This window comes from Bradyrhizobium sp. CSA207 (genome assembly GCF_029051685.1).
GTDB lineage: Bacteria > Pseudomonadota > Alphaproteobacteria > Rhizobiales > Xanthobacteraceae > Bradyrhizobium.
In genome coordinates, this window is the sequence record NZ_JAACFT010000066.1 from 1 (window position 1) to 22,244 (window position 22,244).

Consider the following 22,244-nt stretch of genomic DNA (forward strand, 5'->3'; position numbering starts at 1 on the left):
TCGGGCTCGATCACAACGAGAGCAGATCCTGGCATGGCTGGCACCGTCACGTGTCCCTGGTGATGCTCGCCTTCGCCATGATGGCCGCGATCCGACATCGCGCTAACCCGCCACCGCCCAAAAAAACAAAACGCCGCCCCCCGGCAAAAGCCAAAACATTACCACGGCCCCGCTGATCCGTTGGTCAATCCAGGAAATCCGCCGCATTGCCATCAAACTCGCTCGAAAGCGCATCCAGCCCGCACACATGATCGCATGGTCGCTCTGGCGCAGAGCTCACCAGGCTGCCGCTCAGCGCGCGCACGTCAAAGCAAAAAAGCAACTGTAATGCTAGGGCGGGTGGGAAATGCCGCCGAGACAAGCGCACCACTCTGACCAAACCACAGGTATGAGCCCATAACGAATGTCGTTTCCTACAACGATCATGGCGTCGGCCGTTCCGCGCATCTGCAGACTATGCCTGGCTCGCGCACACTGCTGCTGCAGGCCACATCGAGTTAGAATACATTTTGGCTCGGAGCAGCCGAAGGGACTTGAATCGTACGTAGCGTCACGTTGTAGGAAGCAGGCATCCGCCGCCTCGCGCCGATCAACTAGTCAACCACCGATGGCCGGAGTGTGACGTAACACATCAAAGCAATCCCCGGTTTGGACATCGAGATGACGACAGCACTCCTTTTTCTTACTATGATCTTCTTCGGCGGCGTTGGATTAGGCAAGGCAGAGTGGAGGCCACGCGCGTGCTCGCGTGGAGTCAGTCCCAACAGCACGGTGTAAAGTGCGACTGATCGCCGATTTGACCGGAGACAACTGAGCGGTGAAGACTGCGAGTCGGCCGTTCACGGATCATCAGGTCGGCGGCGGTGGATTCGCAAGCGCCCCGGCCTGACAACGTACATCTGTGCGAACTTAGCATGTGCGGAAGCAATTGCCGGACCGAATTCCAATCAGCGCTGGTGCGAACCGCGGAGAAGATATGTCTGGCACGCGAGATAGCGCTTGAACTGGATGCGACGGCGAGCACGATTGCGGCAGCGTCGACAAGGAGCCCCTTTCACTCTCCTTCGTCATCTACGGCGCTTCGATGTCCGTCGCGGTCTGCACTGGACGAGAAGAGAGATCCAGAGCCCTTGCATGACTTCGAATTTCATCTCGCGTCAGGATCAACGCCGCGTTGACCGTGACCACTGCTTCCTGGCCGAGTTCGATTCGCTGAACTAGCCTACCTGAACTGAGAGGTTTCGAAGGTGAGACTTCCTTCGTAGAACTCGATCCGCGACAGTCAGTACAGCGGATGCATCATGAAGCCTGACGAGCGCCTCGCCGAAGTCCTTGAGAATAGCGCGTGGTTTGATGATGAGGCATGGGAGGTGTGGGCACAGTGCCTCTCACCCACTGAGCGGCTGGCGTATATTCGTAAGCATCGCTCTCACTTCCGGTTGGCAGATTATGATGAAGTGATAGCTGTTGTACGGGGTCGGCGCTTCACCGGTTGCGCATCGCAGCTCCTTCGATGGCGCCACAGGATAAGAGCAAGGACGTTGCAAAGCGCTCTGCTCTTCTCGGTTGCGGTGTGGCTGGGTATCATCTGGCTTGCGGTGCGCTTAATCCGCTGAGATCAGCAGCCCGCTTTTCGTCAACACCTAAGCTACCTGTGTTCGCACGCGACCGAGCATTGCGAAGCGGTTGGAGATGATCTGAAATGCCGCAACCTGACGCAGCGTTCGGTTCGACGATTGCTTTAGGCGCGAATGTTGCGGTGCAGTTACAGCAATTCGCGCGGACGTTGCTAAGACGCACGGGGCTCGGGGCACTCAAGAGATGAGAGTAGACATGAAGGACTTGTTGCTTGCGACTGTGAGCATTGTGGCGCTTGGCGCGGTGGCGCCCGCATTCGGCGCGGATCTGGCGGCGCAGCCCGTCCGGCCTCTCTACACCAAAGCTCCGGAGCCTGTCGCGGCTGCAATCTACGACTGGAGCGGCTACTATCTCGGTATGAACGGTGGCTTGGGCTCAAGCTCGAATTGCTGGGATTTCAATGGCGGCACGCCCGAGGGCTGTCATGATACGACCGGCGCGACCGTTGGTGGCCAGATCGGCTATCGATGGCAGATGGGCCAGATCGTGCTTGGAGTTGAAGGCCAGGGGAACTGGGCTGATTTGACCGGCTCGAATGTCAGCGTCGCGTTTTCGGATGTCAACCAGACCAAGATTGATGGGTTCGGCCTGGTAACGGGGCAGATCGGCTATACCCTCGACAACGTACTGATTTATGCCAAAGGCGGCGCCGCAGTCACGAGCAATACCTATCAGATCAGCTCCGCACTCACGGGCGCGCAGCTTGCGAGCGCCGACAGCACCCGTTGGGGCGGTGCTTTGGGCGCCGGGATCGAATTCGGCTTCGCGCCGAACTGGTCGGTTAGCATCGAGTACGACCACCTGTTCATGCGGGATGGCGACGTGAACTTCACTACCGCTGCTGGTTCGCTGGGCAGCGATCGCATCCGCCAGGATTTCGATCTCGTGACCGTGAGACTCAACTACAAGTTCGGCTGGCCGGTGGTTCTCAAATACTGATCCCATCGCGTTCAAACGGGTAGATCGAGAGCCCCGGCCCACGATCGGGGCTCTTTCCTAAGATATCTATCTGCCGCGCAAAGGCACCTTCGCGCCTTCCGCATGTTTCGGCAGTTGCCGCAGGCTTTCCCTTCGACCAGGGCAGCGGTTTCTGGCCGTCCCAACTCAGCGCGCGGCTGGTTCGCTTTTCAGAACGTCGCTCGCCATTCTTACGGACAAGCCTTCCGAGCGGACGCCGCACATCCAGCTATGTTAGCGTCGGCGTTGCCCGAGCTGGCGCCGAGAATTCGATAAGACCAAGGCGAATCGCCTTGACGATGCCGTGGGTCCGATTGTTCGTACCCATCTTCCGTATCACATTCTTCAGATGAAAATTGACCGTATTCTCACTGATCTCCAGTATCATCCCGATCTCCCACGACGAGTTACCTTCCGCCACCCATCTCAGGCAACTTTTTCGCGCTCGGACAAGTTGACTTTCCTGTCGCAGCTACCGTCCGCGGGTCGGGCGATCTCCGCAAATGCGATGTGAAAGTGCCAGGCCAATGCGTTGAGACGCCTCGCATGACCCTGAGGATCGGCATCGTCGAAGCGGGACGCAAACGATACCACAGACACTCGGCCCGCAGGACCAAACAATGGCACGCTGATCCCATGCCTTACGCCTGCCTCTCTGGCCTCCTCCAGGACACGTTGCTCGCCGGGTTGCAATTGATATTGTTCGGCGAGTTGGTCCCACAGGAACGGCCCGAAAGCATTGGTGCCCGCCGGACCACCGGATCGATGGCGTAGTACTTGCGTTCAAAATAGCGCTCGCACCAGTCGGGCGGAAACTTCATCGCTCCTACGGGCGGTGGATTTGACCTTTTAGATGTTGAGCCTTTGGATAAAATCCCGCAAGGTTGCCTCACCCTTGGCTTGTGGTCGACGACGCACACGTGAAAGTATTTTCGGTATTTCGTTACCTGAACGATTTTTTAATGTCAGGAGATTATTATGTAATTGAAGAAGTTCCCATAGAGGCGAATAAGCAGATCATCGATGGCTTGCAGTTGGTCGAGAAATCAGGATTTTTGGTCGACACTTACTACACCGACGCGTTTGGCACCAATCTTACTTGTGCTCCAAATGCGTGGCTTCGGAAGACGTGAGCACGGTTCGTTGGAGGTGCCAGCCCGGAATCTCTCATTTTCATGGGTGCGTGGAGCGGCGTTGGTTGGGCGCCCTGTTGAGCAACTCCGTCGGAGACAACCCAATTCTATTACGGGTGCAGAACGAGGCGATCGAACCCGCGACCGAGCTATCGCCGGATTTGGCGACGGAAGGGATCAGGCGCGAGCTGAGCTTGTTGGAGACACATCCCTTGCAGCTCACGGCGCGGTGGCACACGGTTGCGAACGCACTTCCGATGACGTTCGTAACTGGTATGAGATTTCTTGGTGCCAACGTTCCGCTGCGGTGTTCTACATCGTGGCGTATGGTGCGACTATCGGGACAGAGTCACCGGGAGCTCGAAGGTGCGGGCAGGCCGATACACGCGATGACGCGAGAGCTCGAGTTAGTAGCTGGCCGCCTCCGCGATTCGCCCGGTTGCGGCTAGAACTCCGGTGGAGGGATTTGGCAAGACCCTGATGACTAGCGGATGAGGTGGCGCTCGAAGCGGCCGGCAACAGCATGGCGATGTCGCGAGTTCTAGCGCCATTCGTGGCGCGGGTGAGTATCGTCAATCAGTTGCAGGTGAAGGCGATCGCCCAAGCCTCACGCAAGACCGATACCATCGATGCCGGCCCGCTCGCCAGCCTGCCGCGGCGGGATACCTGCCGCAGATCTGGACGCCTGAACCCAGGCACGGTGCGGATAGATTCGCCGCATCATGTTTCTGCGACGCACCGAGCGAAAGAAGAACGGCGAGGCGCACCACTACTGGAACCTGGTGGAGAACAAGCGTCTCGATGACGGACGGGTGGTGCAGCGGCATGTGCTGTATCTCGGCGAGATCAACTCCTCGCAGGCGGCGGCGTGGCGCAAGGCGATCGAGGTGTTCGACGAGGATGCCGGCCGCTCGCGCACGCTGGCGCTATTCCCGGAGGATCGATCCGATGCGGTCGCAAGTGACGCCTCCGTCGTTCAGCTTCGGCTGTCCGCGATGCGGCTTCACCGCCCGCGGCAATGGGGCGCCTGCTGGCTGGCCGGACAGTTGTGGCAGGAGCTTCAGCTCGATCGGTTCTGGGTCGATCGGCTGCCGCCGAGCCAGAAGAAGACGCGCTGGGACCAGATCCTTCAGGTTCTCGCGACTTACCGGCTGATCGCTCCGGGCAGCGAATGGCGTCTGCATCGCCAATGGTTCGGCAACAGCGCGATGGCTGATCTCCTGGGAGCGGACTTCGGGCTGGCGGAAGAATACAAGCTCTATGCCTGTCACGATCTGGTGCTCGAGCATAAGGACGCGCTGTTCTCGCATCTGGTCGGGCGCTGGCGCGATCTGTTCAACGCCGACTTCGACGTGCTGCTGTATGATCTGACCAGCACCTACTTCGAGGTCAACGCCTCGGACTTGCCGGAAGGGACCAAGCGCCGTCACGGCTACAGCCGCGACAAGCGGCCGGACTGCCCGCAGGTGGTGATCGCGCTGGTCGTGATGCCCGACGGCTTGCCGCTGGCGTACGAGGTGCTGCCCGGCAACACTGCCGACAGCAAGACGCTGCGGATGTTCCTCGGCAAGATCGAGCAGCAATACGGCAAGGCGCGGCGGGTTTGGGTGATGGATCGCGGCGTGCCGACCGAGGCGGTGCTGGCCGAGATGCGCAACAGCGATCCGCCGGTGCAGTATCTGGTGGGAACGCCAAAGGGACGACTGAACCGGCTGGAAAAGCACCTGCTGGAAAAGCCCTGGCAGGACGCGCGCGAGGGCGTGAAGGTCAAGCCGTTGGCCGAGGACGGCGAGCTCTACGTCGTCGCCCAAAGTGATGATCGGGTCAGCAAAGAACGCGCGATGCGGCGGCGGCAGTTGAAATGGCTGTGGAAGCGGCTCCGGCAAATCGCCGCCATGGAAATCTCGCGCGAAGAACTGCTGATGAAACTCGGCGGCGCGCGCTCCAAAGCGCCGGCCGCCTGGCGTTTGGTCGACGTCGAGATCGACAAGGAACGCTCGCACTTCACCTTCGCGCTCAATCGCAAAAAACTGCTGACGCCGGCGCGAAGGCCGCTATTTGTTACGCACCAATCTCACCGAAAATGATCCCGCCCAGCTATGCGTCGAAGAGGCGTTCCGCAACCTCAAGGGTGATCTGGCGATTCGTCCGGTCTTCCATCAGGACGAGAAGCGGATCGAAGCCCCACATCTTCATCGCCTTTCTGGCCTACTGCATGCAGATCACCCTGACCCGCCGGCTTCATGCCCTGGCGCCGGGCCTCACTGCGCGCAGCGCGCTCGAAAAGTTCGCCGCCGTCCAGATGATCGATGTGCATCTACCGACCACGGATGGGCGCGAGATCAAGCTCACGCGCTATACCCATCCCGAACCCGAACTCCAGCTCTTGATCGACCGGTTGAAGCTCCGACTGCCACCGCAGCCACCGCCCAGGATAACCTCGACCGCAGTCACCCAAGCCAGCCGCCGTAGTGAAGACCTTTTGACATAAGCCCTTGATTTACAACGAACGGGTAGCTTCAAAACCTACCAATCCGCGAAGACGGCCTAATCCCGAAGTGCCCGCGTGCCGATCTTTTCAACGCCCGCGGCCGGGCGTGGTTGGCCGCTCAACAGTTGGCGGACGACGAGCGCGCGGCCACATCGATCGGCACGTCCGTGAGCTCGACCGGCTGGCGGAAGACCTGGCTCTGTTCGACCGCGAGATTGCGCAGGACGCAATTCCGCGCGGTCAACCGATTGATGGCGATCACCGGCGTCAGTCTGACGGTCGCCGCCGGCATCGTGGCGGCGATCGGCGACATCAGCCGGTTCAACAGCCCGCAGAAGCTGGTGAGCTATTTCGGGCTGAACCCGCGGGTGCGGCAGTCGAGACCGCCGATCACGGCCGCATCAGCAAGATCGGGCGCAGTCACGCGCGCGCCATGCTGATTGAGGCGGCCTGGGCAGCGGCCAACGGGCCGGTCCACTGCAGCGTTTTTCGTGCGCATCCGCGTGCGGCGCGGTCATCAGATCGCCGCGGTGGCCGTGGCTCGCAAGCTCACTGTGCTCTGCTGGCATTTTGTTGACGAGGGGCGAAGAATACCTGTGGGCGCGCCCGGCGGTGGTCGCCAACGAGACCCGCGCGATGCAACTTCAAGCCGGACATCAGCAACAGAAAGGCAGCGGGCGTGGACCAGCCTATGCGTACAAAATCAAGGCGCTGCGAGACCACGAGATGTTGATTGTCGCGCAGGCGGAACAAAGCTGCGAGCGATTCGTGTCGCAATGGAAACCGTGTCCGCCAAAGGCGGGCGCGCGGGCGCCTCAGTTCGGCAAGACAAAATAGGAACTCCGGTGACGCTAGCAGTCGACACGTCACGCTTCGCCACGAAGTCGCCCGCGCCCGACAAATAATCGCGGCTGACAGCAACTTCCAGCCGAGCTGGCCAGTCCGTTCCAGGCAGCCTGCCACCGTGCTCGGGTCGGTCAAGGCCAAGCCTTGCGCTGGCCGCAAATGCGGCCAACCTTGACCGCCCCTGCGCGCGGCGGCTGCGAGATCGATGGCCGGGACGGAAGAATGATCCGCAGCCCGGCCGAACAAAAGAATGGACTTCCAGCGACTTTCGCAATCGTCGGCTCGTCAGGAACAATCGCTTGTCGATCGCATCCGTCGTGCATAGGTACTTCCACTGCTCGGCCGAGAAGTCGTAGAAAGCCAGCAGCGCATCGGGATCCCTGATCGGGCGTTCGACTGCCTTGTCACATTTGACGCCGCAGGTTTCAACGAAGTCGAAGGCAGCCATCCCATCCTTCTTGGTCTCGGCCATCCAGATCTCCTGAAGCGCCCGCTTAGCTTTCGGTTGCTCGCTCTTCGGAAGCTTGTTCAGCACATTGGCGGTTTTTGTGCACCCAGCAGCGCTGGCCACGGGTTTGAGGCAACACACCCGCCTCCCAGAAGCCGAGCGCGCCCCGCAGTCGCAAGACCGCACCCCTTCAGGTGGAGGAGGAGCTTCCTGCAGGATTACGCACTCTGGCGCAGGCCCGCTAGCTCAGTTTTGCCTCCGGCGTGGCACTGATGATGACCAGCAGGCACTGCGTCGCTCCCTCGACCCCGGCCTGCACATGGATGCCGTCGACCCACACGTAGTGCTTCGCTGAAAATCGCGCTTGCTCCAGCGCACCTACCCTCCGACCAAGCATCCCTTAAGCTGGGAGACACAGTCGTCGGAGCCGGACCCAGGAAGTTCGCGTTGGCTTAGTGTTCCGGCATCTTGAGTCGTAGGCGCGCAGCCGGTTGGCTCCATTCGGCAGCCCGCGCACTTGCTCGATGAGCGGGATTCCGCTAGATGTCGCCCATCGTTCCGATGTAATCTCGCCCACCATTCCGATTTGAAGTCGCCCACCCGTTCCGAGACGATCGCGGCCGGCATTCCAGGATGATGTCGCCGGGGTGATGCGCCCTCTTCTGGCTCGCGTAGGGTCCGTCCTTTCGGCTTTTACGAAGGAGACCCTGCATGCCGACGGAGAGGCTTGCGATGCGCCGTGCGCGATGTGATCAGGATGAAGGTGGCTGGGCTGCCGAGCCGCGAGATTGCCCGGCGGATGGGCGCGGCACTCTCGACGGTGCGTTGACCATCCGGCGGTTCGAGGCCGCAGGCCTGAGCTGGCGTTGCCCGACGAACTCACGGACGCGGCCTGGAGGCCCGCCTCTTCGCCAAGACCGGCAACGGCAACTGGCTGGGTCACCGCCGCGTCGCCGAGCCCGACTGGGCGGCGGCGCACCGCGAGCTCAAGCGCAAGCACGTGACTCTGTCGATCCTGTGGGAGGAGTACATTGCCGCCGAGCCCGGCGGATACCGTTACTCGCGCTTCTGCGAGCTCTCCCGCGCCTGGCAAGGTCGCCTGTCGGTGATGATGCGCCAGTCGCACGCGGCCGGCCACAAATTGTTCGTCGACTGCGCGGGGTAGGACGTGCCGGTGGTGGTCGACCGCCTCACCGGCGAGCGGAGGACGGCGCAGGTCTTCGTAGCCGTGCTCGACGCCTCGAACTTCACCTATGCGCAGGCGACGTGGACGCAGGGTGCAGCGCCGCAATCAGGATGGAAGTGCAGCGTCAATCAGGATGAGAGAGCTTCGCCGGGCTCGTGACGCAGGGAGGGCGTAGCCCGACCGGAGTTACGAGCCCGGCGACGGCGCGATCCGAGCGGACCGCGCCGTCTGGTGATCGCGGCTGGCCGGTGATGGATGGTTCTTCTCGCCAAAGAGGAATCACCCGTTTCCAGGCTGCCATGTCACCGATCACCAGATGAGGCTGTACATGAAGTTCCGTCAAACCAATTCGCCGCCAGAGGCGGCCGCGAAGGCGTCGTTCAGTTCGTCGACCGCTTCTCGGCTCGAGAAGGAGCCCGTCGCAAAAGAAGTCACCGCGGCAAAGGCGCTGGCCGGATCCCTTGGCCAACGTCTTCGGCCTGGAGGTCGTGCCGATGCTGAAGGCGACTCCCGGCGTGCGGCCCGTGGCCATCTTCGAGGAGATGCTCCGACGCCATCCTGAGCTGGGGGCTGGAATCCGCCGCACGCTCGAGCGCCGGATCCGCGCCTGGCGGGCGATCCACGGCGAGGAGCAGGAGGTCATCTTCCGCCAGACCCACGAAGTGGGCCAGGTCGCCGATGCGCTGCCGTTGCGCGGCACTGCCGACTTCGATGATCTCGCCGCCTATCGCGGCTTCATCGACGAGATCGTCAGCCGCCGCAATGCCCGCAACGCCAAGCGGATCGACCACGAGCGCGCCACCCTGCAGGCGTTGCCAGATCGCCGCACCTCGGACTACGAGGAGGTGATTGTCCGCGTGACGTCAAGCGGCGGCTTCACCTTGCGCAAGGTGTTCTACACCGTGCCGTCGCGTTTGATCGGGCACCAACTCCGGGTACGCCTTTACGACGATCGTCTCGACGTGTTCGTCGGCGGCACCCATCTCGTCACCCTGCCGCGTGGGCGGCCGCATCCCAACGGCAAGCACGACCAGGTCGTCGATTATCGGCACGTGATCCATTCCTTGCGGCGCAAGCCCATGGCGCTGCTCAATCTCGTCTACCGTGATCGGTTGTTCCCGCGCGATGCCTATCGCCGAACCTTCGATTGCTTGCGCGAACGGCTGCCGGACAGGAAAGCCTGCCGGATCATGGTCGATCTGCTCGCACTGGCCCATGAGCGCGGCCCCTCCGTGCTCGCCGAGTGGCGTCTCCGCCGCGTCCCTCGACTACCACGTCGAGGTGGAGAAGCATTACTACAGCGTTCCACATCGCTTCGCCCGTGCCGAGGTCGAGGTTCGTTCACCGCCCGCACCGTCGAGATCTTCCACAAGGGCGAGCGGATTGCCGCGCATCAAGGCATGAGCGGCAATCACAAGCACACCGTGCCGGAGCCCATGGCAGCCAGCTGTCGCCGCTACGCGCCGGCTAGACCATTGTGCGCGGTGCTCAGAACTAACCACCACGGCTCTAACAGCTCTAGCCGTGCATCACCAGGCCACTATTATCGCACCACAGGCCAGAACCATGACGGCGGACGATGCGCTAATCGAGTGCTCGACGGTGAGGTCGCCATATCAACCTCCGCACGAGCGACACCGGCCTCACGTAGGCTCCAAGTTGTCGTGCCAGCCGTGTGGTTGACGACGGCGATGTTGTAACTCCGACAACCCGCAGCGTCAGTCCGAGAGCGGGCTACCTCTTTTCTCTGGTTAGGAACGCCGGCCGGGACTACGCGGGTGGCACGCCGATTGCTAGATGCGTACTGTCACAGGCAAGGCGTTCGCAGCGGCCCTGTCGCGAAGAGTTCCCGGTGAGAACCGCTCGGGCTGGTTCGAAGTCGTGCGGGGCCGGTACAGATTCTCGAGGACGTCGGTAACGGGCCCGCACGAGGCGGAGAGCAAAGTTTATGCCTGAGGGGTCAAAGTTCATGTCCGAATGTTCAAACCTCATTTGTGAGGGGCGGCCGCGAGCGGTCGGGCTGCTCGGAGGTGGGGTGATCGGTGGAGGGTGGGCCGCACGATTTGTCCTCAATGGGGTGCACGTGCGGCTGTATGGCCCGTCGCCTGGTGCGGTCGAGCGCGTGCGTAAGATCCTGGCCAACGCGCGGCGGGCATATCGGCGACTGACGGTGTTCCCGCTACCGGCCGAGGGGACGCTGACAGTAGTGCAGTCGGTCGCGGACGCGGTGCGCGAGGTGGAGCTCGTGCAGGAGTCCGCGCCGGAGCGCCTGGAGCTCAAACAGCAGCTGCTCGCGGAAGCCGGCAGAGCGGCCGCGCCTGGGACCCTGATCTGCTCCTCGACCTCAAGGCTGCGGCCCTCGTTACTGCAGGCGGAGATGGACCACCCCGAGCGCCTGCTCGTCGCGCACCCCTTTCACCCAGTGCACCTGCTTCCGCTGGTTGAATTGTGCGCTGGACAGAGCACGGCGCCCGATGCGCTGGTGCGGGCGGCGCAAATCTACCGATCCGTGGGGATGCACCCGCTCGTCGTGCGTAAAGAGGTGGACGGGTTCATCGCGAACCGGCTGCAGGAGGCGGTGTGGCGCGAGGCGCTCTGGTTGGTGCATGACGACGTGGCCACCGTGCAGGAGGTCGATGACGCCGCCCGTTACTCCTTCGGACTGCGCCGGCCGATCTTGGGCCCGATGCAAACCTACCGCATGGCCATCCCCCACCAAAGCGCACGTCGCGCCATGGAGCTATTCGGACCCTCGCTGAAGTCGGGGTCTTCGAGACTCACTGAGGTCCCCGAGCTTACAGACGGTCTCCTGGACAAACTCGCCAAGCAGTTGGATGCACAGTCGGAGAACCTAACCGTCCCTGAGCTCGAACAGAAGCGCGACGACTGCCTCGTGGCCATGCTGCAGGGATTGCGTGGTCAGGGTTACAGCGCGGGCGAGACGCTCTCACGGTGGGAACAGGGGCTGCGCGACCGCGTTCTCCCGCTCAATAATGGTCCCGGTCCTCTGCGGATGCCGACGCAACAGATGCCATCTGACTGGATGGACTATAACGGCCAAGTCACGGAGAGCTGCTATGTCCAGCTCTTCGGCAATGCCACCGGCACCCTGCTCCGTTACATTGGCATCGACGACGAGTACCGCTCAAAATGCGGCAGTTACCAAATGGTCGAGAGCCACCTGTTCCATCTTCGGTCCCTGTCTGCAGGTGAGCGCGTCCAAGTGCTCACGCAGGTGCTCGGCGCCGACGACAAGCGCCTCCAGCTCTTCCACGTGCTCTCGCGCGTAGGTGACGAGGGACCGGCGGCCACGGGCGAGCAGATGCTGCTTCACGTCAAAGCCGGTACTGGGCGCAGCGGACCCGTCCAGGGGAACGTGCGTGAGAAGTTGCTGGCACTGGCGCGGCTGCACGCGGAGCTACCTCGTCCGGACCGCGCTGGCGCAAGCATCGAGCTGCGCTGAGCGCGGACCTACCGGCGGAACGCGAGGATCGCCAAGCTCCCGCGAGAATCAGGCTGTGGTATAGCGCGACATATGTGGAACGGCCCCGCGGGCAAGTGCTTTTTTAGACATTTCGTCCTCCGGGACCGGTGCGGTCATATGTCCGGCCTTTCAGCGCGGTCGTGGACCGCTGGCCTCGATGAAATTCGCGACGCGAGGGGCTGATCAATCTGACGCGCTTTAAGCGCATTGTCGCGCCGGCCTCTCTCGCCTCGGGATTTCGTCCCGTGGGGTCATCGTCTATTATGCACCTCGCCTCTGTCCGGCTACGCGCCGGGCAGTCTGTTCTGGTCGTCGTTCGGCTCAGGCACGTGCTGCGCCGCTTGCTGCGCCAGTATTTCGATAGCTCCCGCCCTTGGTGAGGAGCGCCCAGATGATCCTCGCGATCTTGTTGGCAAGCGCGACCGCGACTACCTTGAAAGGCCGTCGCGCCAAAAGCGCGATTAGCCACCGCGGCGCTTTCTCGTTGCCCTTCACGCGTCGCAGGATCGACGTCGCGCCACAAACAAGCAGCGAGCGGAGCGTCGGATTGCCCATTTTCGATATGCCGCCGAGCCGTTCCTTGCCGCCGCTAGAATGGGGCTTTGGCGTCAGTCCCAGCCAGGCGGCGAAGTGACGGCCGGATTTGAATCCTTCGGGATCCGGGACCAGCGCTTTGACGGAAGCCGCCGTGATCGCTCCAACGCCCGGAATTGTGATCAGCCGCCGCATGTCCTCGTCACGCTTCACCTCGCCGACGATCCCTCGTTCGAGCTTATCGATCTGGCCCGTCAATGCCTCGATCTGATCGGCGATTTCGGCCAAAGCCAAGCGGGCGGCTTTTGGCAGGCAAACGTCCTCATCGTCACGCACGATCTCGATCAACTCTGCTACTTTCGCCGTGCCGATGGCGGCTATAATGCCCAACTCCGACAAATGCCCGCGAAGCGCGTTGATCGCCTGAGTTTGCTGGCGGAGTAAAAGAGCGCGCGTCTTCAGAACCATGGCCGCCGCCTGCTGATCGGCCGATTTGATCGGAACGAAACGCATGGTCTTGCGGGTCACAGCTTCGCTGATCGCCTCGGCGTCGGCAGCGTCCGTCTTGCCCCGTTTCACAAACGGCTTTACGTAAACCGGCGGGATCAAGCGCACGTCGTGACCGAGCGCCGCAATCTCGCGCGCCCAATAATGGGCACTGCCGCACGCCTCCAAGCCGACCAGACACGGCGGAAGCTTTTCGAAAAAGCGCAGCACTTCGGCCCGACGCAGTTTTCGATTTAAGATCGGCGCGCCCTCGGCGTCGGCGCCGTGTATTTGAAAAACGTTCTTGGCCAAATCCAGGCCGATGGTGCTAATCTGATTCACGGAACGGCTCCCTACCTTGTGGCGTTGCCAGCAACGACCACGTTTTAGCACTTTGATGCTGTCGGTTACGGGGCCGTTCCACACCATCAATCTGGATGGGAAGCGCGCGACAATCAGGATGGCGAGTCGGTGTCGCGGCGAGGTGATGATTGCCGCGATGATTGTCGCGCGCAAGAGTTTTGTTCGCTCTGATTGTCGCGGAGCGTCAATCAGCGAGTGTTTTTGGTGTCGCGTGCGAGGATGGTCGCCCTGGACCACGCTTCCGTTCGAGCGCGGTGCGCCTGCGATAGCTTTCGACGTTCATCTCGACGATGGTGGCGTGGTGAACGAGGCGATCGATGGCGGCGAGCGTCATAGCAGGATCACCGAACACGACAGAGTACCCCTATTCTTGAGCGGTTCGTGTCTCACGTCACGATCACCGACCCCCATCATTTTCTGTTTGGGCACCGGCTTGAGGTGCTGAAGGAGCGGTCGGGGCGCGGTCCCGCCTACGTCGTTGTCGCGCTGCCGGACGGACGGCGGCGAGCGGTTCGGATCGCGTCGACGGATCTTGGCGAGATACCAATCACTTCCCGCCCGAATGCCGCCGATCTGCCGCGCATCAGTGCACGTACGCTGATCCCATTGATGCAACATTTGAGCGCGAGTCTGAGCCTTCTCGACAAGAAGGTGATTCGCGATGACCCACCGACCGCTTCCAGGTCGCGTTGCGTATCGACCCCTGCCGACGTTGGCAAATCCAACTGGCCGTCCGACGGCCGAGATTCCGCGCCTGTGGCCGAATCTGTCGACCGCGACGCAAACCCAGATCGCTCAAGTCCTCGCCACGCTGCTGCGGCGAATGCAAGCGGCTCCCGGCACGCCCGGAAAGGGGACTGGATCGTGCTGATCAGCTCGACCATCGCTGACGAGCGGCTCACGACTGCGCACCGAGCCAAGTTGGCCTATGTCTACGTGCGGCAATCATCTGTGAACCAGGTGCGCCAGCACCAGGAGAGCACGGAGCTGCAGTACCGCCTCGTCGATCGCGCCATCGGTCTGGGCTGGCCGCCGGAGCGCGTCCAGGTCATCGACGAGGATCTGGGCAAATCCGGCGCTGGCGCTGTGGATCGTCATGGTTTCCAGAAGCTCATTGTCGAGATCGGCCTTGGCAACGCCGGTCTTGTGGTGAGCCTCGACGCTTCTCGCTTGGCCCGCAATAACCGGGACTGGCATCAGCTTCTCGAACTGTGCTCGGTGTTCGGCGTGCTCATTGCGGATGGCGAGCGGCTTTACGATCCGCGCGCCTACCATGACCGCCTGCTGTTGGGTTTGTCCGGCATCATGAGCGAGGCGGAGTTGCATCAGCTTCGGATGCGCCTTCACCAAGGGGAACGCCAGAAGGCGTCGCGGGGCGAACTGCGGCTGCCCCTGCCAGCCGGGCTCGCCTATGATCGAGTCGGCACAATTATTCTCAATCCCGATGAGGAGGTGCAGGCCCGTCTTCATCTCGTGTTCGCCAAATTCCGGGAACTGCAAAGCGCTCGCCGTGTGATGCGGTACTTGGACAGGAACGGATTGTTCTTGCCGGTTCGACCGCTGCTTGGACCATCTCCACACGAGATCGTCTGGCGTGCGCCAGATAGTGCACGCGTCCTTAGTATCCTTCAAAATCCGGCCTATGCTGGGGCGTATGTTTATGGCCGCCGGCAAAAGGATCCAAGCCGATGCCGGCCGGGATCGCTGACGGGAACGGTCAAGGTGGCGATCGCGGATTGGGCGGTTTGCCTCCACGCCGCTCACCCAGGCTATATCAGCTGGGAGGAGTTCATGGCCAACCAGGGGCGACTGGCAGATAACGTCTTCCGCTATGAGGCAGGACACTCTGGCGTACCGCGCAAGGGGGCAGCCCTGTTACAAGGAATTGCGATCTGCGGCCGTTGCGGACGGCGCATGAGCATGCGCTACACGGGCCCGAATGCCGACTATCCGGTCTATTGCTGCCGCTCGGATCGGGACCAGCAAGGCAGTGCACTATGTCAGGAAGTCCGGGCCTTGGCGGTTGACGCGCTGGTCGAGCGGGTGGTCCTCGATGCCCTGGTGCCGGATCAGATTGCGATCGCACTCGCGGCGGCGGGCCAACTGGAGCAAGAGAGCCGTCAGCTCGAGCGCCAGTGGGCGCTTCGCGTGGAGCGCGCCCGCTACGAGGCCGAGCGCGCTAGGCGTCAGTATGACGCCGTAGAGCCCGAGAACCGTCTTGTGGCGCGCTCACTTGAGCGGGCTTGGGAAGACAAGCTGCGTGTCGTCGAGGCGGTCGAGCAGGAGCATGCGCGTTGGCGCGCGCAAGAGCCGCTCCTGATTGGCCCAGCGGAACGCGCAGGGCTACAAGCGCTCGGCGAGAATCTGCCGCGGATTTGGAATGCGGCCACCACGTCGGCAGCCGATCGCAAGCGCATTCTGCGATTTGTCATCCGCGAAGTCGTTCTTGATCAAAAGCGGACCCGAGGTCAGGTGTGGCTCAAGATCGTCTGGCAGACCGGCGCAACCAGCGAGCATCACGTCCAACGGCGCGTTCACACCTACCGCAACTACATCGACATTGATCGGTTGCGGCGACGGATCGTCGAGTTGAATGCTGAACACAAAATGGATGGCGAGATCGCAGCAATACTCAATCAGGAAGGCTTCGTTGCGGCCCGAGGCTGTGCCTTCAAAGGCGAGAACGTCTGGGTGTTGCGCAGCCGCTGGGGCATTCCCACCGTCAAGATCAACGGTGTCGGCGCGAATCCCATGCGGTGGCCCGACGGCAGCTTCTCGATTCAGGGCGCAGCGGCTGAGCTTGGAGTAACCCCGCAAACGGTGTTCGATTATCTCGCGCGCGGATTGCTGGCAGGTCGTCAGTTAGCCAAAGGCCAGCCATGGCAGATCGAGCTCTCAGACCAACAAATCAGTCAGCTTCGCAATCGGGTACGACGCACCAAGCGTTCGAAGAAGGAGGCATCATGAAGTCATCGGCTCCGGGAAGACCCTGTTCCACTCTCCGAAGGGCTGATTGGCGGTGATCAGCATGGAACGCCGCTCGTAGCGTGCGCTGATGAGCTCGAACAGCACGCTGGTCTCGGCCTGGTCCTTGGTGACGTAGGCAAGATCATCGCAGATCAGGAGGTCGAAGCGATCGAGGCGGTTAATGGCGGCCTCGAGATTGAGCTCGCGCCGCGCCACCTGGAGCTTCTGGACGAGATCGGTGGTGCGGGTGAAGAGGACGCGCCATCCGTTCTCGATAAGGGCCAGGCCGATGGCTGCCGCCAAGTGACTCTTGCCGCCGCCGGGCGGGCCGAACAGCAGCAGATTGGCGCCCTTGCCGAGCCAACCATCGCCGGCGGCGAGCGCGGTCACCTTCGCCTTGGAGATCATCGGCACAGCCTCGAAGTCGAAGTTGTCGAAGGTCTTTCCGGCGGGCAGCCGCGCCTCGACGAGATGGCGCTCGACGCGGCGGCGACCGCGTTCGGCGATCTCGTGCTCGGCAATGGTGGCGAGGAAGCGGGCCGCCGGCCAGCCTTCCTTGTCGGACTGCTCGGCAAATTGCGGCCACAGCACCTTGATGGCTGGCAGCCGCAACTCGTTGAGCAACAGATTGAGGCGCGCGGTGTCAATGGTGTTGGCCGTGCTCATGCGGCACCTCCGATCTCGCCGGCACCGACGAGGCACTCATAGGTGGCGAGCGGTGCGAGCTGCACCACGACGTGCGGCACGCAGGCCGGATCGGGCGCGAAGTAAGCGCGCAGCCGGTTGAGGTCGGGCAGTCGGCCGGCATCAAGCTCGGTCGCGAGCTGATCGGCGAGTTCGGCCTCGCAGCCGCGCTCATGGGCCAGTGCGAGCAGATCGACCATGATCCGGCAGGCTTTCCTGTCCGGCAGCCGTTCGCGCAAGCAATCGAAGGTTCGGCGATAGGCATCGCGCGGGAACAACCGATCACGGTAGACGAGATTGAGCAGCGCCATTGGCTTGCGCCGCAAGGAATGGATCACGTGCCGATAATCGACGACTTGGTCGTGCTTGCCGTTGGGATGCGGCCGCCCACGCGGCAGGGTGACGAGATGGGTGCCGCCGACGAACACGTCGAGACGATCGTCATAAAGGCGCACCCGCAGTTGGTGCCCGATCAAACGCGACGGCGCGGTGTAGAACACCTTGCGCAAAGTGAAGCCGCCGCTTGACGTCACGCGGACAATCACCTCCTCGTAGTCCGAGGTGCGGCGATCTGGCAGCGCCTGCAGGGTGGCACGCTCGTGGTCGATCCGCTTGGCGTTGCGGGCATTGCGGCGGCTGACGATCTCGTCGATGAAGCCGCGATAGGCGGCGAGATCATCGAAGTCGGCAGTGCCGCGCAACAGCAGCGCATCGGCGATCGTCCGCTTGAGATGGCCATGCGAGCTCTCGATCGCCCCGTTCTCGTGGGCGATGCCGCGATTGTTGCGGGAAGGCCGCATGCCGTAGTGGGCGCAGAGGTCCTCGTACCGCCTGGTCAGATCGTCCCTCGCATTGCGATCGAGATTGCAGAAGGCGGCCGACAGGCTGTCGGTCCGATGCTCCCGCGGTGCCCCACCGAGCGACCACAGGGCATTCTGCAGCCCTTCGGCCAATGCGACGAAGCTCTCGCCACCACTTCCATCCTGATTGCCGCGCCGCAGGCGTTGTTGCCCAGGCAGATTCGCCCGTCGCCGAGGAAGGAGGTAAACCCCTCCCAGCGCTTCAGTGCGTAGTCGATCGGCTCGGCGACCGGAGAGCTGCGGGATAGTTTGGCTCGCTCGGTCCGCATCCATTCCCCCAGCCGTCGACAACAGGCCGGCTGTCCTGCTGGCGTCGTTTCAGGCGTTCGCCGGCGGCAAGACCGTTGATCTCGCGCTCGATATCGAGCACGCGTCCATGCGTTTGACCGCCTCGAGCGCAATGGGGGAGATCGGCGTGGCGTTCTTTCCGCGCTTAAGATTGGTGGCGATGTCGGCGAGCACGAAGAACTTGCGGCGTGCATGGACCTTATGTCGAGCTCGACATAAGGTCCATGCACGGCGTGAAGAGAATGCGCGGCGCAAGGCCGCCGGCAGAAAGGAAATCCCGCTGTCTCCGATCGCGATCGAGGTCGTGCGCCGGATCGATGCATTGTTCGAGATCGAGCGCTCCATCAATGGCAAGAGCGCTGAGGACCGCCTTCAGGTGCGGTGGGCGCTGAGCGGGCCCCTGGTCGACGATCTTCAGGTCTATATGCGGGAGCAGCTCGCCAAGCTCTCCCGTGGACAGCCACCAGCACATCCGCTTCCCAGATCCTGCGCTCTCATCCCGGGCGTGGCGCTCGATGTAGCTGGTGACGCGTTCTTGGCTGATGTTGCCGACATTGTCGGTGCCCGCACGGGCACTTCGGGCAGAAAGCGGCGAACGGCTGGGACATGGGAGATGATGGACCTCAGCCCGCGTTCCTGTCGCAAGTAATAACCGAACCCCTTGAATATCTGGTCCCTCGGGGCTGATCGGCGGCAGCAGCCCAGGTGCAATCATAAGCGTACTCGCGCAACGCCAATAGCAACGGCTTCGGCGCCACCCGATCACCTGGCTGGATGCGTTTCTTCCCCGCCCGATACTTTTGAGGCACCGTTCGGCCATCTGCTCATGAGATCAGTTAGCTTCAGGCCGTATCTTTTGATCCAGCTGAAGAGACCGCCGACCAAGTTCATCGCCACGTGCCGTGGCCAGCGCGCTCGTCCTTGCCGAGACGCGCAGCGTAGAGCTCGACGAGCTGTCCGTGAGGTCTCCTCTTCAGGTGGCGGAATAGTCGGCTCGTGCGCAAATACTCTTCTGCGATCATATCCTGGTTTCCGCAGTTGAAAGCGGAAGGACAAGATAAACTATGCCGAGCCGATTACACGCCGCTAACGGTGAATCTCGGAGAAAACAAGCCCATTTGGCATAGTTCGGCACTCGGCATAAACCGCGAAGATGAACGATGTTGTCCGCACGCTTGGCTCACGCAAACTCTTGAACGAATCGCGCAGGGCTGGCCGATCTCTCAGATCGATGCTCTCATGCCCTGGCACTTCAAAGCCTGAACGGCCTCAGCTTGGCGCTTACTTTGTACCATCCACGTCCGATTGATAGCACCGATGTCCTGAAGCGGACAAAGCACGCAGACCGTTCCCTTGGAATCCTGTCATTTACACGTTTCTCACTTTCCCTAAGCTAGCGTGCATCTCATTCAGCAGGTGGCACGCCACTTGCTTCGATAAGGAGGCAGCCGCAGCACGGAGATCATCTATGAAAGTCGCTACCGAACACAAAGCCTTTTGGGACGCCGGTCACGAGAGCTACCCCGATCAGATGAGACTTGGACTTGACGGATTTAGCGGACAACTTTTTATCCCGGGGTCTCTCGACGGAATAAGGGCTGTCCTGAATGCTGATGATTCTGATCGCTTCGCAAAGCCCTCCGATCGAAAGTGGATGTCGTCTATCTACCCATGGACTGGTGACCGGCGCTCCACCAAAATTGGAGCACTGGCGAAGACTTATAGAGGGTTGATAATCTACAAGACTCCCTTTGATCTGGCCCTGTATCCAAGGCTCATTTGGGAACTTCAGCCACAGACAATTATAGAGCTCGGCTCATGCCAAGGGGGCAGCGGATTGTGGTTCGCTGATAATATGTCAGTGCTTTGCGAGAAGCCCGGTGAAGTTCACTCCTTCGACCTGTATACCAAACTAGTCCATGACAATGCAAGAAAGCATCCACTGCTTACTTTTCATCAAGTTGATCTTTCTGACGTCGCGAACTTCGACGAAAATTTGCTGGTAAGCCTGCCTCATCCCTGGCTTGTAATCGACGACGCGCACGTGCAAATATTTTCGGTGTTTTCTTACTTGAAAAACTTTCTGATATCAGGCGATTACTATGTGATCGAAGACAATCCCGTGTTCGCAAATAGAGAAATTATCGATGGCTTCGAGTTGATCGAGCAAGCAGGATTCTTGGTTGATACGTATTATACCGACGCGTTCGGTACTAACGTTACTTGTGCTTCAAATGCATGGCTCCGAAAATCGTAAGCCCGTCGATATAGTGTCGGGCTTGGAACATCATCGCACTCATAGTTGCGCGATGCAGTGTGCTCTCGGCCAGGATTGTTGAATGCGCAGCGTCAAGATCGGGTAGCATCGAGAAATACCCGATCTTTCTGGTAAGAGCGCCTCTGTACAGGGCGGTTGTACTTTGCGGATAGCATATGGCGCCCCACGAAGCGTCCGCCGAACTCCGGGGAAGGACATTCCTGAACGGGTCGAGAGAAGATGCGTCGAGATAGATGAGAAAGAAGCGTGGAGATGGACAGTTCCTATCGGCTGCTGAGTTTGTGAGCCGATGTGGAGCTTCTATGTATGCGCCTAGTACCCACTTTTCTTGGATCGTGAGTCGTGATTCAAGATCTGGATGATACCCGAAGCAAGAGAAGTCCACCTTTCGAGGAAAGATCGCAAGGTGCTTGAGGCGTGTTGTCGCTCACCGGTGACGTTGCAGCGTGATTTGAAGCGGGCGCGGATCGTTCTGTTGGCGGCGGACGGGCGCAGCACCCGATCGATCGCCAAGGAAGTTGGGGTCCAGCCGCGGATTGTGAGCCTTTGGCGGCGTCGCTATGCCGACCATGGCCTTGAAGGGCTGCAAGACAAGCCGCGGCCTGGCAAACAACCGATTTATACGAAGACGACCGACAAGCGGATTCTGAAACTACTGGATAAGCCGCCCCCGCAAGGATTTGCGCGCTGGACGGGTCCTCTGCTGGCCGAGGCGCTGGGCGATGTTGACGTCCAATATGTCTGGCAGTTCCTGCGCAGCCACAAGATCGACCTCGCAGCTCGCAAGTCCTGGTGCGAGAGTAACGACCCGAACTTTACCGCCAAAGCCGCCGATGTTGTCGGCCTTTACGTCGCCCCGCCCGCGAAGGCCATCGTGCTATGCGTGGACGAGAAGCCCTCGATCCAGGCCTTGGAGCGAGCGCAGGGCTATCTGAAGCTGCCCAATGGCCGCGCCTTGACCGGTCAGAGCCACGATTACAAGCGGCATGGCACGACAGCGCTGTTTGCGGCGCTTGAGGTCGCGACCGGAAAGATCATCGCAACGCATTCAAAACGCCGTCGCCGTGTCGAGTTTCTCGACTTCATGAACAGCGTCATCGCGGCCTTTCCGGGCCGAAAGCTTCACGTCATCCTCGATAACCTCAACACCCACAAGAAGAACGAGCTTTGGCTCAAGGCTCACCCCGACGTGCAATTTCATTTCACGCCGACAAGTGCGTCCTGGCTCAATCAGGTCGAGGTATGGTTTTCGATCTTGCAGGGAGAGTCGCTCAGCGGCACCTCCTTCACAAGCCTCAAGCAGCTTCAGGAGCACATCGATGCCTACATCAACGCATACAACGAAAAGGCCACGCCTTTCGTCTGGACCAAGAAAAAAGTCCACCCACGCCGTTTCAAAGGCCGCCGTATCACTCAGCTCTGATTCCGGGTACTAGTTCTGGAACTAGCATTACAGTTGCGTTGTTTGAAAATGTCTGAATCCATGGGTAACCATGATTCGGAGGTCGTGGACGCCAGCAGCGTCGATCGAGGAGACGCTTGCGTTGTGGGCGGCGTCGCTTCGAGAGATCAAGAAACGGATACGTCCGTTGTTCACGCAA

The 22,244-nt window shown here is 61.2% G+C and carries 13 protein-coding genes and 11 pseudogenes; 15 read left to right on the plus strand and 9 right to left on the minus strand.

What is annotated here, in order from left to right; translation table 11 throughout:
• The 3 genes and pseudogenes from GWG65_RS38720 to GWG65_RS38730 form a co-directional block, all read left to right on the plus strand.
• Window positions 1–176, plus strand: a pseudogene (locus GWG65_RS38720) (IS701 family transposase); the annotation flags it as partial.
• A gap of 1,125 nt (window positions 177–1,301) precedes the next feature.
• Window positions 1,302–1,616 (plus strand): hypothetical protein, encoded by a 315-nt coding sequence (locus GWG65_RS38725; RefSeq protein ID WP_275200680.1) that lies wholly within the window; start codon window positions 1,302–1,304, stop codon window positions 1,614–1,616.
• Window positions 1,617–1,833: 217 nt separating this feature from the next.
• A complete protein-coding gene (locus GWG65_RS38730) occupies window positions 1,834–2,577 on the plus strand; it encodes an outer membrane beta-barrel protein (protein WP_275200681.1) in 744 nt (247 codons plus the stop codon).
• Window positions 2,578–2,824: 247 nt separating this feature from the next.
• Here the strand turns inward: GWG65_RS38730 and GWG65_RS38735 are convergent, their stop codons facing one another.
• From GWG65_RS38735 to GWG65_RS40565, 3 genes are read right to left on the minus strand one after another with little or no spacing between them, the layout of a single operon-like run.
• The gene (locus GWG65_RS38735) at window positions 2,825–2,983 is read right to left on the minus strand and encodes a LuxR C-terminal-related transcriptional regulator (RefSeq protein ID WP_275200682.1); all 159 of its coding nucleotides are present in this window, start codon (window positions 2,981–2,983) and stop codon (window positions 2,825–2,827) included.
• A gap of 38 nt (window positions 2,984–3,021) precedes the next feature.
• Window positions 3,022–3,288 carry an autoinducer binding domain-containing protein gene (locus tag GWG65_RS38740; RefSeq protein ID WP_342760712.1) on the minus strand — a complete coding sequence of 89 codons (267 nt, stop codon included), beginning with the start codon at window positions 3,286–3,288 and terminating at the stop codon, window positions 3,022–3,024.
• A complete protein-coding gene (locus GWG65_RS40565; RefSeq protein ID WP_342760713.1) occupies window positions 3,237–3,416 on the minus strand; it encodes an autoinducer binding domain-containing protein in 180 nt (59 codons plus the stop codon). Before GWG65_RS40565 ends, GWG65_RS38740 begins: the two co-directional genes overlap by 52 nt.
• 99 nt (window positions 3,417–3,515) lie before the next feature.
• On the opposite strand from GWG65_RS40565, the gene GWG65_RS38745 reads away from it, so the two are divergent.
• The 4 genes and pseudogenes from GWG65_RS38745 (at window position 3,516) to GWG65_RS38760 (ending at window position 6,659) form a co-directional block, all read left to right on the plus strand.
• Window positions 3,516–3,728 carry a hypothetical protein gene (locus GWG65_RS38745; protein WP_275200683.1) on the plus strand — a complete coding sequence of 71 codons (213 nt, stop codon included), beginning with the start codon at window positions 3,516–3,518 and terminating at the stop codon, window positions 3,726–3,728.
• 490 nt (window positions 3,729–4,218) lie between these two features.
• A pseudogene (locus tag GWG65_RS38750) lies at window positions 4,219–4,409 on the plus strand (IS110 family transposase); the annotation flags it as partial.
• 41 nt (window positions 4,410–4,450) lie between these two features.
• Window positions 4,451–6,219 (plus strand): annotated as a pseudogene (locus GWG65_RS38755) (IS1634 family transposase).
• A gap of 110 nt (window positions 6,220–6,329) precedes the next feature.
• Window positions 6,330–6,659 (plus strand): transposase, encoded by a 330-nt coding sequence (locus GWG65_RS38760; protein ID WP_275200684.1) that lies wholly within the window; start codon window positions 6,330–6,332, stop codon window positions 6,657–6,659.
• A gap of 263 nt (window positions 6,660–6,922) precedes the next feature.
• Here GWG65_RS38760 and GWG65_RS38765 read toward each other — a convergent pair whose 3' ends face one another.
• The gene (locus GWG65_RS38765; protein WP_275200685.1) at window positions 6,923–7,537 is read right to left on the minus strand and encodes a hypothetical protein; all 615 of its coding nucleotides are present in this window, start codon (window positions 7,535–7,537) and stop codon (window positions 6,923–6,925) included.
• Between the two features lie 929 nt (window positions 7,538–8,466).
• Here GWG65_RS38765 and GWG65_RS38770 point away from each other — a divergent pair.
• The 3 genes and pseudogenes from GWG65_RS38770 to GWG65_RS38780 all read left to right on the plus strand — a co-directional run.
• Window positions 8,467–8,789 (plus strand): annotated as a pseudogene (locus GWG65_RS38770) (transposase); the annotation flags it as partial.
• 161 nt (window positions 8,790–8,950) lie between these two features.
• Window positions 8,951–10,162: pseudogene (locus tag GWG65_RS38775) on the plus strand (hypothetical protein); the annotation flags it as partial.
• A gap of 506 nt (window positions 10,163–10,668) precedes the next feature.
• Complete coding sequence (locus GWG65_RS38780) at window positions 10,669–12,162, plus strand: 3-hydroxyacyl-CoA dehydrogenase NAD-binding domain-containing protein (RefSeq protein WP_275200686.1); 1,494 nt, start codon at window positions 10,669–10,671, stop codon at window positions 12,160–12,162.
• Window positions 12,163–12,504: 342 nt separating this feature from the next.
• On the opposite strand, the gene GWG65_RS38785 is transcribed toward GWG65_RS38780, so the two are convergent.
• Both GWG65_RS38785 and GWG65_RS38790 read right to left on the minus strand, forming a co-directional pair.
• On the minus strand, window positions 12,505–13,545 hold the full coding sequence (locus GWG65_RS38785; protein WP_275200690.1) for an IS110 family transposase: 1,041 nt from the start codon (window positions 13,543–13,545) through the stop codon (window positions 12,505–12,507).
• 205 nt (window positions 13,546–13,750) lie between these two features.
• Window positions 13,751–13,927 (minus strand): annotated as a pseudogene (locus GWG65_RS38790) (ATP-binding protein); the annotation flags it as partial.
• 20 nt (window positions 13,928–13,947) lie between these two features.
• On the opposite strand from GWG65_RS38790, the gene GWG65_RS38795 reads away from it, so the two are divergent.
• Entirely contained in the window at window positions 13,948–16,533 is a 2,586-nt protein-coding gene (locus GWG65_RS38795) for a recombinase family protein (protein ID WP_275200687.1), read from the plus strand.
• A 6-nt stretch (window positions 16,534–16,539) separates the two neighbouring features.
• On the opposite strand, the pseudogene istB reads toward GWG65_RS38795, so the two are convergent.
• The 3 pseudogenes from istB to GWG65_RS38810 form a co-directional block, all read right to left on the minus strand.
• Window positions 16,540–17,199 (minus strand): annotated as a pseudogene (istB, locus tag GWG65_RS38800) (IS21-like element helper ATPase IstB); the annotation flags it as partial.
• A pseudogene (locus GWG65_RS38805) lies at window positions 17,196–18,191 on the minus strand (IS21 family transposase); the annotation flags it as partial. The pseudogenes istB and GWG65_RS38805, both read right to left, overlap by 4 nt.
• 8 nt (window positions 18,192–18,199) lie before the next feature.
• Window positions 18,200–18,560: pseudogene (locus tag GWG65_RS38810) on the minus strand (transposase); the annotation flags it as partial.
• A gap of 40 nt (window positions 18,561–18,600) precedes the next feature.
• Here GWG65_RS38810 and GWG65_RS38815 point away from each other — a divergent pair.
• The 4 genes and pseudogenes from GWG65_RS38815 to GWG65_RS38830 all read left to right on the plus strand — a co-directional run.
• Window positions 18,601–18,822: pseudogene (locus GWG65_RS38815) on the plus strand (transposase); the annotation flags it as partial.
• A 687-nt stretch (window positions 18,823–19,509) separates the two neighbouring features.
• Window positions 19,510–19,628, plus strand: a pseudogene (locus GWG65_RS38820) (transposase domain-containing protein); the annotation flags it as partial.
• Between the two features lie 205 nt (window positions 19,629–19,833).
• Window positions 19,834–20,622 carry a CmcI family methyltransferase gene (locus tag GWG65_RS38825; RefSeq protein ID WP_275200688.1) on the plus strand — a complete coding sequence of 263 codons (789 nt, stop codon included), beginning with the start codon at window positions 19,834–19,836 and terminating at the stop codon, window positions 20,620–20,622.
• 379 nt (window positions 20,623–21,001) lie between these two features.
• Entirely contained in the window at window positions 21,002–22,066 is a 1,065-nt protein-coding gene (locus tag GWG65_RS38830) for an IS630 family transposase (protein ID WP_275200689.1), read from the plus strand.
• Window positions 22,067–22,244 lie beyond the last annotated feature (178 nt).